Consider the following 13,964-nt stretch of genomic DNA (forward strand, 5'->3'; position numbering starts at 1 on the left):
CCGAAGGGGATACTCTCGACCCGATTCGTGTAGAGCGCGACCAGCAAAAGTGGGGTCCGGTTTTGTGTCCGGGCGCGCTCAATCCTTAGTCGGCGCATAACCTCAACGCAAACCGCTCACATTTTGGCGGATTATGCGCTGGGGGTGGTGCCTGCAGTCATGCGTTCTTGGGGCAAATAATGTCGGGCGTAGTCGCTGCGATGCGTCGAACCCTGCTGTCGTGCACCTCACTGGCGCGCCACGGCGTGATTGCGCTCGCCACCGCTTTCTCCGCGCTGCCGGAGCCCGCGTTGGCCGACGAATTGACCATCACGCAGGCGATTTCCGCCTTGTTCGACCTCAATCACCAGGAGTTCGCGGTGCTGACGACGGCGCTATCGCTGCTCGGCTTTACCGTGGTGGCCGCAATCCTGCTGATGCGCACGCGCATTCGGGCCACCCGGATCGAACTCGACCTACGCTCCGACATCGCCGATCTGCAGGTACAGGCCGACCGGCTGCGGGCGCTGTTGTTCGCCGAGCCCCAGATTCTGATCGCCTGGGCCGCGGGGGACAACCGACCCCAGATCAGCGGCGACACTTCGCTTCTGATCTCGCAGGACGCACTGTCGAATTCGCCGCAGCGCATTCTTGCCTTTGGAACCTGGCTGCCGCCGGAACCGGCGCTGCGGATGGACCGTGCGGTCGACGCGCTGCGCGAGGCCGGCGAAGGTTTTCTGCTCAACCTCGCCACCTCGAACGGCCGCGCCATCGAAGCGATGGGCCGCGCCATTGGGGGGCAAGCCATTGTGCGGATTCGCGAACTTGGTGGCTTGCGCCGTGAGCTCGCCGAATCCAATCTCCGCTACAGGACGCTTTTGGAGGAGACCGAATTGTTGCGCGACTTCGCCGCCGCGGCGCCCTGGCCGATCTGGGCCAAGAGCGCCGAGGGCAATCTGCGTTACGCGAACACTGCCTATGTGCGGGCCACCGAAGGCGCAAGCGTCGCGGACACGATCTACCGCAACCTCGAGCTCCTGGAGAACGACCAGCGTTCCGAGATGGGCCGGGTGCTGAACGACAATTCCACCTACGCGGCGCGGCTGCCGATCGTGGTCGGCGGCGAGCGGCGCATCTATGACGTTCAGGCGCTCAAGCTCGGCGGCGGCAGCGCCGGCATCGCCATCGACGCCAGCGAGGCGACCCAGTTGCGCGACGCCATGGAGCGGATGGCGGAAGCCCATCGCCGCACCCTCGACCAGTTGTCGTCGGGGGTTGCCGTATTCGACGGCCAGCGACGGCTTGCCTTCTACAACGAATCCTACCGCCGGCTGTGGGGTCTCGATCAAGCCTTCCTCGATTCAAACCCCGACGATTCAAGCGTGCTCGACCGGCTGCGCGCGGCGCGCAAGCTGCCCGAACAGCCCGATTTCCGCGCCTGGAAGGCCAAGCTCCACGAAGCCTACCGCGCCGTCGAGCCGGAGAACTACACCTGGTTTCTGCCCGACGGCCGCGCTGTCAGCGTCGTCACCACGCCGAATCTCGAAGGCGGCGTCACCTATCTGTTCGACAATGTCACCGAAAGCTTGGATCTCGCACGCCGCTACGACCGCCTGACCCGGGTCCAGCATGAAACGCTCGACAACCTGGCTGAAGCGGTCGCGGTGTTCGGCAGCAACGGCCGCGTGGAACTGTTCAATCCCGCTTTCCTGAAAATGTGGAAGCTCTCGGCGGAATCGCTCAAAGAGCAGCCCCATATCGAGACCGTGGAAGCGTGGTGCAAGCCGCTGTTCGACGACGCGTTGACCTGGCGGGCGCTGCGCGAGGCGATCACCGCGATCGAGAACCGGGCGCAGGTGGCGCTGAAACTCGAGCGCAAGGACGGCAGTGTGCTGGATTGCATGACCATGCCGCTGCCCGACGGCGCGACCCTTCTGACATTCCAGGACATCACCGACACCGAGAACGTCGAGCGCGCGCTGCGCGAGCGCAACGAGGCGCTGGAAGCCGCCGACCAGATGAAGGTGGATTTCGTCCACCACGTGTCCTACGAGCTGCGCGCACCGCTGACCACCATCATCGGCTTTGCACATTTCCTCAGCGATCCCTCGACCGGCCCGCTGACGCCAAAGCAGGCCGAGTATCTCGACTACGTCACCAAGTCGACCAACGCGCTGCTTGCGCTCACCAACAACATCCTGGATCTCGCCACCATCGATGCCGGCGCCATGAAGCTCGAGCTCGGCCCGGTCAATATCGAAAAAGCCATTCAGGCCGCCGCCGAAGGCATTCAGGACCGGCTGGCGACCGACCGCATCGAGCTCAGGGTCGATATCGATCCTGAGATCGGCAACTTCACCGGCGACGAGCGGCGCGTGGTGCAAGTGCTCTATAACCTGCTCGCCAACGCGGTCGGGTTCTCGCCGCACGATGCCGCGGTGACGATCAGCGCGCGGCGAACCGAGCATCGCGTGATCTTCACCGTCTCCGATTCCGGCCCCGGCATTCCCGCCGAGGTGAAGGACAAGGTATTCGACTGGTTCGAGAGCCACTCCCACGGCTCGCGCCATCGCGGCGCCGGCCTCGGCCTGTCGCTGGTACGCTCGTTCGTCGAACTGCATGGCGGCAAGGTGCGCGTCGACTCGATCGTCGGCAGAGGCACGACCGTCACCTGCGATTTCCCGATCGACCAGAACGCCCACCGTAACGCTGCCGAATGACTGCGCCCGCGACATTTACAGTGGCGTTGGCGAACGAGGCGGCAACGGCGCATCTGATGGCCGACCTCGCGCTGCTGGTCGGCCCCGGCGACGTCATTACGCTGTCGGGCGATCTCGGCGCGGGGAAGACTGCGGCGGCGCGCGCCATGATCCGCTATCTCGCCGACGATCCCGCGCTCGAAGTGCCGAGCCCGACATTCACGCTGGCCCAGAGCTACGAACTGCCGTTTCCGATTGTCCACGCCGATCTCTACCGCATCAACGATTCGAGCGAGCTGGAGGAAATCGGCTTGTCGCCGCTGCCGGAGGGTACGCTGGCGCTGATCGAATGGCCGGAGCGCGCACCCGACGCACTGCCCGAAGATCGCATCGACATCGCCTTCAGCCATCGTCCCGCGCTCGGATCGAGCGCGCGGGCCGCCGAAATCACCGGCTATGGCAAGGCGGCGGCGCAGGTGGCGCGACTAAGCAGCTTGCGCAAATTTCTCACTGAGGCGGGCTTCCTGGACGCAGCGCGCAAGCGCATGCCCGGCGACGCCTCGACACGCTCCTATGCGCGCCTGATCGGCGACGACGGCACATCCATCCTGATGAATTCGCCGCGCCGCCCGGATGGACCGGCGATCTATGCCGGCAAATCCTACAGCGCGGCCGTTCATCTCGCCGAGGATGTCAAGCCGTTCGTCGCCATCGACAATGGCCTGCGCGCGCACGGCTTCTCGGCGCCCGCGATCCGCCACGCCGATCTCGATTCCGGTTTTCTGATCACCGAGGATTTCGGCAGTGCCGGCATCGTCGAAGGCGACCCGCCGCGGCCGATCGCCGAGCGCTATGAGGCGGCAACCGACATGCTGGCGGAGCTGCATCGCAATCCCCTACCGGAAACGGCGCCACTGACGCCGCAGGGCGCATACCAAATTCCCGTTTACGATATCGATGCATGGCTGGTCGAGATCGGGCTGATGCTTGAATGGTATCTGCCGGTTCGCGGCGCTGCGGTCAGTCCGCAACAACGCGACGAATTCATCGCGATGTGGCGAACGCTGTTGGAGAAGCCGGCGGCTGCACCGCGAACCTGGGTGCTGCGTGATTTTCATTCGCCCAACATCATCTGGCTCGACGACCGCACCGGGATTTTACGTGTCGGCATCATCGACTTCCAGGACGCCGCGTTGGGCCCTGCCGCCTACGATCTGGTCTCCCTGCTGCAGGACGCGCGGATCGACGTCCCCGAACCGCTCGAGCTGTCGCTCTTGACGCGCTACATCAAGGCGCGCCGCGCGGCAGATGGCCAGTTCGATCCGGCCAGCTTTGCCGAGCTCTACGCCATCATGTCGGCGCAGCGTAATACGCGCCTGCTCGGTACCTTCGCCCGGCTCAACGGGCGCGACGGCAAGCCGCAATATCTGCGCCACCAGCCCCGCATCTGGACCTACCTGAACCGCTCGCTGGCGCATCCCGCGCTGGCCGCGTTTCGCGAATGGTATGCCGCCAACGTGCCACCGCCGCTGTCCTGATTTACCTCCTGTTAGCCACCCCGCATTTAATCTGGAACCGGCACGCTGCGCAGGCGTGGACCAGCATTTTTTTGAACCGGAAGGACGGCCATGGCGGCGGCGGAACGGCGCAAGGGAGATCGAGTCGTATTCGAGCGCGGCTTTGCGGCGCACATGATGGGGATCGACGGCACCTGGCGGCGTGATTGCGTGATGGAAGACGTCTCCGAGACCGGCGCCAAGCTGACGGTCGAAGGCTCAGTCGAGGGCCTGCATCTGAAGGAATTCTTCCTGCTGTTGTCGTCGACGGGATTGGCCTATCGGCGCTGCGAGCTGGCCTGGGTCAATGGCGATCAGATCGGCGTCAATTTCCTGAAGCAGGGCGACAAGAAGAAGAAAATGGCCAAGCGTGGGGCCGAGGACGCCGAAGCCTGAAGTTGGCAAGCGCCAGCGGCCGTCGTACGGCCGTCATGTGCGGCCACTAAGGCCTCATGGTTGGCTGGGTTCAAGCGAGATCGCCGTGGTATGATCCGCGGCGCAAGTTGATGGTTCGAGAAACTCCAAAAATGTCCGTTACGCCCACCAAAGCCATGGTCCTTGCCGCCGGTCTCGGTTTGCGCATGCGCCCGCTGACCAACCACATGCCGAAGCCGCTGGTGACTGTGGCCGGCCAGCCGTTGCTCGATCACGTGCTCGACAAGCTCGCCGGCGCCGGCGTCAGCGAGGCCGTGGTCAATGTGCATTACCTGCCTGACCAGATCATCCAGCACACCGCGAACCGTAGCCTGCCCCGCATCATCATTTCCGACGAACGCGACCAGGTGCTCGGCACCGGCGGCGCGGTGGTGAAGGCGCTGCCGCTGCTCGGCAAGGAGCCGTTCTTCCACGTCAACGCCGATACGATGTGGATCGATGGCGTGCGGCCCAATCTGACACGGCTTGCCGAAACCTTCGATCCGGATCGCATGGACATCCTGCTCTTGATGGCGCCGACCACGAACAGCATCGGCTATGCCGGCCGCGGCGACTACGCCATGCTGCCGGATGGCGCGCTGCGCAAGCGGCGCGAACACCAGGTGGTGCCGTTCGTCTATGCGGGGGCTGCAATCATGTCGCCGTCGCTGTTTGCCGACGCGCCGGCAGGCGAGTTTTCGCTGACCAAAATGTTCGACCGCGCCAACGAGCAGGAGCGATTGTTTGGCCTCAGGCTCGACGGCGTCTGGATGCATGTCGGAACCCCCGACGCGGTACAGGCCGCAGAAGAGGCGTTTTTGGAGAGTGTGGCCTGATCCGACGCTGGACCGGCGTCGAACCGATCCGCCGTTAGCACGAAAGCATCAGCGATTCGTGCCCCCGGAACGCAATGCAGATACTCTTCGACGGTCCGCCGCAGGGCTCAGACAAAAAATCTCGAAAACAACCCCATGCAAAGTAGAATGGGCCCGGACTGCTTTGGCAGTGAGTAGCGGGGACGCCGCTCTCACCCGCATGACCTGCCCCTCTTCCCTCCCTATATTGGCCCCTGATCTCGAATCAGGAAGCCCATGCGCGTTTTCAGCGTTTCCGTCTCCGCACCGTTCCTGCGCACCGTCATCGCGGCGCTGGTCGACGGCCGGCTCGTCGAGGGATTCGAGGCGCGAAAGGATCCGCTGAATCTCGCAACGGCAACGCTCTACCTGCCGACCCGGCGTGCCGGGCGGCTGGCGCGGGAGATTTTTCTCGATGAGCTGAAGACCGATGCCGCGATCCTGCCGCGCATCGTAGCCCTCGGCGACATCGACGAGGACGAGCTGGCGTTTGCCGAAGGTTCCGAACAATTCAGCGGCGTCGCGCCGCTCGACGTTCCGCCAAAACTTGGCGAACTGGAGCGCCGCCTGACACTGGCGCATCTGGTTGCGGCATGGGCAAAAAGCCCGGTGTCGGCGCCGCTCGTGGTCGGCGGCCCGGCCTCGACGCTGGCGCTGGCCGGCGACCTGGCGCGGCTGATGGACGACATGGTGACGCGCGGCGTCGCCTGGGAAGCGCTCGACCGGCTGGTGCCCGACCAGTTCGACAAATATTGGCAGCACTCGCTGGAGTTCCTGCGCATCGCGCGCAAGGCATGGCCCGAGCACTTAAAGGAAATCGGCCGGATCGAGCCCGCAGAACGGCGCGACCGCCTGATCGACGCGGAAGCCGCGCGCCTGACCGCGCATCATGAAGGACCGGTGGTTGCGGCAGGTTCGACCGGTTCGATGCCGGCAACCGCAAAATTCCTCAATGCCGTAGCCCACCTGAAGCAGGGCGCGGTGGTGCTGCCGGGACTCGACACTGATCTCGACGAGGAGGCCTGGCAGACGATTGGCGGCGTCAGGGACGCGCAGGGCAAATTCACCACGCAGCCCTCCTCGAACCACCCGCAATTCGCGATGCAGGGATTGCTGGATCGCTTCGGCATCAAGCGAAGCGACGTCGAAATTCTCGGCACGCCGGCGCAGCAGGGCCGCGAAGTGCTGGTATCGGAGACGATGCGCCCGTCGACGGCGACCGAGCAATGGCATGACCGGCTGGCACAGTCGGAGGTGTCTGCGAGGATCGCGGCCGGCATGGCAAATCTCGCCGTCGTCGAAGCGCCCAATTCGGAGATGGAAGCGCTGGCGATCGCGGTGGCGATGCGCGAGGCGCGACACCTCGGTAAATCAGCCGCGCTGGTAACGCCGGACCGCGCGCTGGCGCGTCGGGTGATGGCGGCGCTGAGGCGCTGGAATCTCGAATTCGACGATTCCGGCGGCGACGCGCTGATGGATACGCCAAGCGGCATTTTTGCCCGCCTCGCCGCAGAAGCCGCCGCCCAGGGGCTGGAGCCTCCGACGCTGCTGGCGCTGCTGAAGCATCCGCTGTTTCGGCTTGGTGGCGCATTCGGCGCGTTCAAGCACGCCGTCGAGACCCTCGAACTGGCGCTGCTGCGCGGCACCCGGCCGCAGGCAGGAACGGCCGGCCTGGCGCGCGACTTCGATCGCTTCCGCGTCGAACTCGGAAAACTCCGGCGCAAGGAAACCTCCTCGCTTCACGCCTCGGAGCCACGCGCGAAACTAAGGGATGACGAACTCGATCAGGCCCAGGTGCTGATCGCGGCGTTGCAGAAGGCGCTGTCGCCGCTGGAAATCATGGGCTCATCAAAGCCGTACGATTTCGCCGAACTGGCGCTGCGCCATCGTGAAACGCTGATCGCGCTGTCCTCGGATCAAAACGGCATTGCGGTCGTCTTCGAGGAGGCGCAGGGCTCGGCATTGTCAGCGGCGTTCGACGAACTGCTGGCCGAGCAAAAGCCGAGCGGCCTGATGGTCCAGCTCGGCGATTACCCCGATGTGTTCCAAACTGCCTATGCCGACCGCATGGTGCGGCGTCCGGAATCCGCCGACGCGCAGCTCCAGATCTACGGCCAGCTCGAAGCGCGGCTGACCGAATCCGACCGCGTCGTCCTTGGCGGGCTGGTCGAAGGCGTGTGGCCGCCGGCGCCGCGGGTCGATCCGTGGCTCAGCCGGCCGATGCGCCATGAACTCGGCCTCGACCTGCCGGAGCGGCGCATCGGCCTCTCCGCGCACGATTTCGCGCAATTGCTGGGCACGCCAGATGTGATTCTCGCCCATTCGGCAAAAGTCGGCGGCGCGCCGGCGGTCGCCTCGCGCTTCCTGCACCGCCTGGAGGCGGTGGCGGGCGAAGCGCGCTGGGAGGAAGCCAAAAGGGCCGGAGAAAATTACGTCCGCTTCGCCGCCGAACTGGATCAGCCCGACGAGGTCAAGCCGATCGAGCAGCCCGCGCCGAAGCCGCCGGTCGAGACGCGGCCGCTCAAGCTGTCGGTCACCGCGATCGAGGACTGGCTGCGCGATCCCTATACGATCTATGCGAAATATATCTTGCGCCTCGATCCGCTCGATCCCGTCGACATGCCATTGTCGGCGGCCGACCGCGGCTCGGCGATCCATGACGCGCTCGGCGAATTCACGCAAGTATTCGCCGACGCGCTTCCGCCAGAGCCCGCGCTGGCGCTGCGCGGCATCGGCGAGAAATATTTCGCGCCATTGATGGAGCGGCCGGAGGCGCGCGCCTTGTGGTGGCCGCGGTTCCAGCGCATCGCCGCCTGGTTTGCGGAATGGGAAAAGGCGCGGCGCGACCATATCGAGAAGATTGCCGCCGAGATCAGGGGCGAGATCAAGATTCCGCTCGACAACGAGCGCATCTTCACGCTGTCCGCGCGCGCCGACCGGATCGAGCAGCGCCATGACGGCAGCTTTGCGATCCTCGACTATAAGACCGGACAGCCGCCGACCGGCAAGCAGGTGCGGATGGGCCTGTCGCCGCAACTGACGCTGGAGGCCGCGATCCTGCGCGAGGGCGGGTTTGAGAATATCCGCGCCGGCTCATCCGTCGGCGAACTCGTCTATGTCAGGCTCAGCGGCAACAATCCGCCCGGCGAACAGCGCTCGCTGGAACTGAAGATCAGGAACAACGATACGCCGCAGCGGCCGGACGAAGCGGCCGACTACGCGCGCGAACAGCTCGAGGCGCTGATCCGCAAATTCGAGAACGTGGAAACCGCCTATACCTCTCTGAACCTGTCGATGTGGTCGAACCGTTATGGCGCCTATGACGACCTCGCCCGCATCAAGGAATGGTCAGCGGCCGGCGGGCTGGGGATCGAGGAATGGTGAAAGCTGCCCGCATCATCCCCGACGCCGTTCGCGCGACGCAAGCGCGTGCGTCCGATCCGGCCGCGTCCGCCTTCGTTTCGGCGAATGCGGGGTCGGGCAAGACGCATGTGCTGGTGCAGCGGGTGATCCGGCTGCTGCTCGATGGCGTGCCGCCCGAGAAAATTCTTTGCATCACCTTCACGAAAGCCGCCGCCGCCAACATGGCGGAGCGCGTGTTCACCACGCTGGGCCATTGGGTGACGCTCGACGACGATGCACTGGATGCGGCGATTCGCGAGGCCGGCATTCCCCATCCCAGCGCACGTCTGCGCAAGTCGGCGCGCAAACTGTTCGCCTGCGCGCTGGAGACGCCGGGCGGGCTGAAGGTGCAGACCATCCACGCGCTGTGCACGCGGCTGCTGCAGCAGTTCCCGTTCGAGGCCAATGTGCCGGCGCGGTTCGCCGTGCTCGACGAGCGCGACCAGAACGAGATGATGGAGCGTGCCAATCTCGCCGTCTTCCTCGAGGCGTCGCGCAACCCTGACAGCGCGACCGGGCGCGCGCTGATGACGGCGATGGCGAGTGCTGCCGACGTCACCTTCAAGGACGTCGTGCGCGAGGCCTGTCTCAGCCGCGATCATTTCATGGCCTGGACGGATGCCGCCGGCAGCGCGCAAGCGGCCGCAGCGCAGATTTCAGCGGCACTTGGCGTCGGTCCCAATGATCGCATTGAAGACGTCGAGCGTGAGATCGTTGAAGGACCCAACCTGCCGCGATCGCAATGGCAGGAAATCGCCCTGGTTCTGGATACCAGCAGTAAAGCCGACCAGAAACAGGCTGACCGACTTCGTGAGGCGCTGGCATTTACCGGGGCTGCCCAGGTTGACGCGTATCTCGGATTATTTCTCACCGATGAACGCACGCCAAGAGCAACGGTCGTCACCAACAGCTTTGTCAAAAGAATCCTGCGGTTGGTCGATTGTTCGATTCGGAAGTCGGCCGCGTCCTTCCCCTGATCGAACGTCGCCGCGCATTGGTGGCACGCGACCGTACCGAGGCGCTGCTATATATCGCAACCGCTGCAGCGGCGAACTACCGCCGCGAGAAGCAGGAGCGCGGCCTGCTCGACTATGACGACCTGATCGACAAGACGCTGGAAATGCTCGACCGCGTTTCCTCGGGCTGGGTGCATTACAAGCTCGACCGCGGCGTCGACCATGTGCTGATCGACGAGGCGCAGGACACCAGCCCGCGGCAATGGGACATCGTCGCGCACATCATCTCCGAGTTCACTTCGGGTGCCGGCGCGCGCGACGGCGTGGTGCGAACGGTGTTCGCGGTCGGCGACGAGAAGCAGTCGATCTTCTCGTTCCAGGGCGCGGCCCCGCGCGAATTCGACCTGCGCCGTCGCGCCTTGCAACGGAAGTTCGAGGGCGCCGGGCTGAAGTTCGATCCGGTATCCTTCACCTATTCGTTCCGCTCCGGACCGGAGATCCTTCACGCGGTCGATCAGGTGTTCCGCGAGCAGGATATCTATCGCAGCATTCACGCGGTCGATATCGGCAACCCGATCCATCACGCGCTGGCCGATGCAGGTCCGGGCCAGATCGATCTCTGGGAGCTGGCGGAAGCCGATGACCGGCAGGATATCGAGGGCTGGCGCGCGCCGTTCGACGGCGTCTCCGCGACCAGCCCCGAAGTGAAGCTGGCCCGGCGCATCCAGGCCGAGATCAAGGCGCTGGTCGGCAGCGGTGCGATGACCGGCAGCAAGAACGACCGCCGCCCGCTGCGCTATGGCGACATGCTGGTCTTGGTGCGGCGGCGCGGCAACGCGTTTGACGCCGTGATCCAGGCGCTGAAGCACGCCGGCATCCCGGTCGCGGGCGCCGACCGCCTCAAGCTCACCGAGCACATCGCGATCATCGACCTGATGAACCTGGCCGACGCGCTGCTGCTGCCGCAGGACGATCTGGCGCTGGCAGTGGCGCTGAAGAGCCCGTTGTTCGGGCTCGACGATGACGACCTGTTCAAGATCGCCTGGCAGCGCAAGGGATCGTTGCGCGCCGCATTGACCGCGCGCGCCGCGGCTGATGGCCGGCTGAGGGATGCGCTGTGGCGGCTCGAACAGTGCGAGCGCCGCTTTGCCAGCGAAACGCCGTTTGCGTTCTATGCCTGGCTGCTCGGCGGCGATGGCGGCCGCGCGCGAATCCTGCGGCGGCTTGGGCACGAGGCGAACGACGCGCTGGATGAGTTTCTGGAGCTGGCGCTGAGCTATGAACGCAAGGCGCCGGCTTCGCTGCAGGGTTTCATGGCCTGGTTGCGCACTGCCGATCTCGAAGTAAAGCGCGACATGGAGATCTCGCGCGACGAGGTCCGCGTCATGACCGTGCATGGTGCCAAGGGCCTGGAAGCGTCCGTCGTGTTCCTGGTGGACACCACGACGTCGCCCTCGGACACGCAGCGGCTGAAGCTCATCAACCTGCCGCTGGGCAATGCCGATCCGCATGCGCCCGGTGTGGTGGTGTGGGCCGGCCGCAAGGCCGAAGATCCTCCGGCCGTCGTCGCCGCCCGCGCCGCGATGATCGGCGATACCGAGGATGAATACCGCCGCCTGCTCTATGTCGCGATGACGCGCGCAGCGGACCGCCTGATCGTCGGCGGCTGCATGCCCGGCAACATGAAGAGTGTCCGGCCGCTGTCCTGGTACGATCTGATCACCAAGGGGCTCGACGGCTCCGCCTTGCAGCTTCAGGAGATCGAGACCGCCATAGGCCGGGTAAAGCGCTATACGCGGCCCGAGGAGTCCGCACCGTCGGCCGCTCCGCCTGCTGCGTCATCCCCGGCGGCGCCGATCGCGTTGCCCACCTGGCTGCTGACGCCAGCACAGCCTGAAATTTCCCCGGAAAGTCTGTTGCGGCCTTCGGACCCCGCTGACAGCGACAGCCACCCGGTCCGGACGGCGGAGTCGCTCACACAGCGCGCCCGCGCCTTGCAGCGCGGCACATTGGTGCACCGGCTTCTGCAGTCGCTGCCCGATGTCGCCGCCGAGCGCCGCCGCGAGGCCGCGCTGGCCTATCTGGCCCGCAATGCCGATGGCTGGACCGATGAGGAGCGGCAGGTGCTGGCTGAAAGCACGCTCGCCTTGATCGCCGATGCACGGTTTGCGCACGCTTTCGCCCCCGGAAGCCGCGCCGAAGTCTCGATCGTCGGGCGGCTGGAGCGGCCGGGCGGCCGGCCGGCGCTGGTATCCGGCCAGATCGACCGCCTCGTGGTGACCGAGCGCGAGGTCCTGATCGTCGATTTCAAGACCAACCACGCCCCGCCGAGCCGGCCCGAGGAAGCGCCAAAGGGCTATGTCCGCCAACTCGCGCTGTACCGGGCGGTGTTGGCCAGGCTTTATCCCCAGCGGCCGATTCGAGCCGCGCTGCTCTGGACCGAAACCTCTGAATTAATGGAGATTTCAGCTCCAGCGCTGGAGGCCGAGCTGGCATCCATCATCTCGGCGTGACCGCGCTTGACCCGGCAGGATCGCGTTCATAGGTTTGCCACATGATACCCGGGGCGCGATTCTTGACCGCGCCCCTTAATTTCTAACCAAAACGAGGTAATTCCCATGGCCGTTGGCAAGGTTTCTGACGCCGATTTCGAAGCCGAAGTGCTCAAGGCGACCGGGCCGGTGGTCGTCGATTTCTGGGCCGAATGGTGCGGCCCCTGTCGCATGATTGCGCCTGCGCTCGACGAGATTTCCGGCGCGATGGGCGACAAGGTCAAGATCGTGAAGCTGAACGTCGACGAGAGCCCGAAGACGGCCTCCAAATACGGCGTGATGTCGATCCCGACCCTGATGATCTTCAAGGGCGGCGAGATGGCCTCCCGCCAGGTCGGCGCCGCGCCGAAGGCGAAGCTGCAGCAGTGGATCACTGCGGCAGTTTGATCGCCGTCTTGAGGCAATAATTTTTGACGACGGCCGGCAAATTGCCGGCCGTTTGCGTTGAGACGGCATGTCTCGTGTTGAAGAGTACCTCGGCCTGCCACCTGGCAAGGCTCGCCGGCGCCCCGCCCCGCTGGCGGCAATGGAGGCGCGCTCGGTCGATGTCATCCCGCGCGGCGCGGAATGGCAATACGAGCCGAAATGGGACGGCTTTCGCTGCCTGCTGTCCCGCGAGAGGGATCTGGTCGACCTTCGCTCCAAGGCCGGCGAGGATCTCGCCCGTTACTTTCCCGAATTGGTTCGCTCAGCGCTTGCATTGAAGGCGACCAGCTTCCTGCTCGACGGCGAAATCGTCGTGCCACGCGGAAGAGCATTTTCGTTCGACGATCTGCTGCAGCGGATTCATCCCGCCGCGAGCCGGGTCAAAAAGCTGGCAGGAGACGCCGGCGCTGTTTCTCGCGTTCGACCTGCTGAAGACCGCCGCGGACAAGAAGCTCGCCGCATCGCCGTTGCGGATACGCCGGCCGGCGCTGGAAGCCTTTGCGAAAGCGCAGTTCAGATCCAGTTCGACATTTCGTCTGTCGCCGGTCACCACGAGCTACATCACCGCCCAGAAATGGCTGAAGCAAGCCGGCGGCGGTTCAGATGGCGTCATCGCTAAGCGCGTCGACCTGCCCTATCAGGCCGGCAACCGCGACGGCATGCAGAAGATCAAGAAATTCCGCAGCGCCGATTGCGTCGTCGGCGGCTTCCGTTACGCCACCAACAGAATCGCGAGCCGGAAAGTCGTCGGCTCGCTGCTGCTCGGTCTCTACGATGATAAGGGGCTTCTGCATCACGTCGGCTTCACCTCCGCGATCAAGCAGGCGGATAAGCCAACGCTGACATATCGGCTCGAGCCGCTGATCGCGCCTCCCGGCTTCACCGGCAACGCGCCGGGCGGCCCGAGCCGATGGTCGACCGAGCGATCGGCAAAGTGGTGCCCGCTGAAGCCAAGACTCGTGATCGAGGTCTGCTACGATCATTTCAGTGGCGAGCGATTCCGCCACGGCACCTCGATCTTGCGCTGGCGGCCCGACAAGGCGCCGCGGCGATGCACCTTCGATCAACTCAAGCAGAAAGCTGCCGACCCGATGAAGCTGCTGAAGTGAAGCGGGCGCAGCACCGG

General features: G+C 65.1%; 6 protein-coding genes and 2 pseudogenes. All 8 read left to right on the forward strand.

What is annotated here, in order from left to right; all coding sequences use genetic code 11:
- Positions 1-200 precede the first annotated feature (200 nt).
- The 8 genes and pseudogenes from ACFXS9_RS33735 (at position 201) to ACFXS9_RS33770 (ending at position 13,947) form a co-directional block, all read left to right on the forward strand.
- Positions 201-2,699: an ATP-binding protein gene (locus tag ACFXS9_RS33735; RefSeq protein WP_392696731.1), complete on the forward strand. Its 2,499-nt coding sequence runs from the start codon at positions 201-203 to the stop codon at positions 2,697-2,699.
- Entirely contained in the window at positions 2,696-4,216 is a 1,521-nt protein-coding gene (tsaE, locus tag ACFXS9_RS33740; protein WP_392696734.1) for a tRNA (adenosine(37)-N6)-threonylcarbamoyltransferase complex ATPase subunit type 1 TsaE, read from the forward strand. Before ACFXS9_RS33735 ends, tsaE begins: the two co-directional genes overlap by 4 nt.
- Positions 4,217-4,306: 90 nt before the next feature.
- Entirely contained in the window at positions 4,307-4,630 is a 324-nt protein-coding gene (locus ACFXS9_RS33745) for a PilZ domain-containing protein (RefSeq protein WP_057844762.1), read from the forward strand.
- 131 nt (positions 4,631-4,761) lie between these two features.
- Positions 4,762-5,484 (forward strand): nucleotidyltransferase family protein, encoded by a 723-nt coding sequence (locus tag ACFXS9_RS33750; RefSeq protein ID WP_392696737.1) that lies wholly within the window; start codon positions 4,762-4,764, stop codon positions 5,482-5,484.
- Positions 5,485-5,739: 255 nt separating this feature from the next.
- On the forward strand, positions 5,740-8,886 hold the full coding sequence (gene addB, locus ACFXS9_RS33755) for a double-strand break repair protein AddB (protein ID WP_392696740.1): 3,147 nt from the start codon (positions 5,740-5,742) through the stop codon (positions 8,884-8,886).
- Positions 8,880-12,405: pseudogene (gene addA / locus ACFXS9_RS33760) on the forward strand (double-strand break repair helicase AddA). Before addB ends, addA begins: the two are co-directional and overlap by 7 nt.
- A 73-nt stretch (positions 12,406-12,478) precedes the next feature.
- A complete protein-coding gene (trxA, locus tag ACFXS9_RS33765; protein WP_016847387.1) occupies positions 12,479-12,799 on the forward strand; it encodes a thioredoxin in 321 nt (106 codons plus the stop codon).
- A 139-nt stretch (positions 12,800-12,938) separates the two neighbouring features.
- Positions 12,939-13,947: pseudogene (locus tag ACFXS9_RS33770) on the forward strand (ATP-dependent DNA ligase).
- The last annotated feature ends 17 nt before the right edge of the window (positions 13,948-13,964 follow it).

This window comes from Bradyrhizobium sp. RDI18, from assembly GCF_043203335.1.
In the GTDB taxonomy this organism is placed as follows: domain Bacteria; phylum Pseudomonadota; class Alphaproteobacteria; order Rhizobiales; family Xanthobacteraceae; genus Bradyrhizobium; species Bradyrhizobium retamae.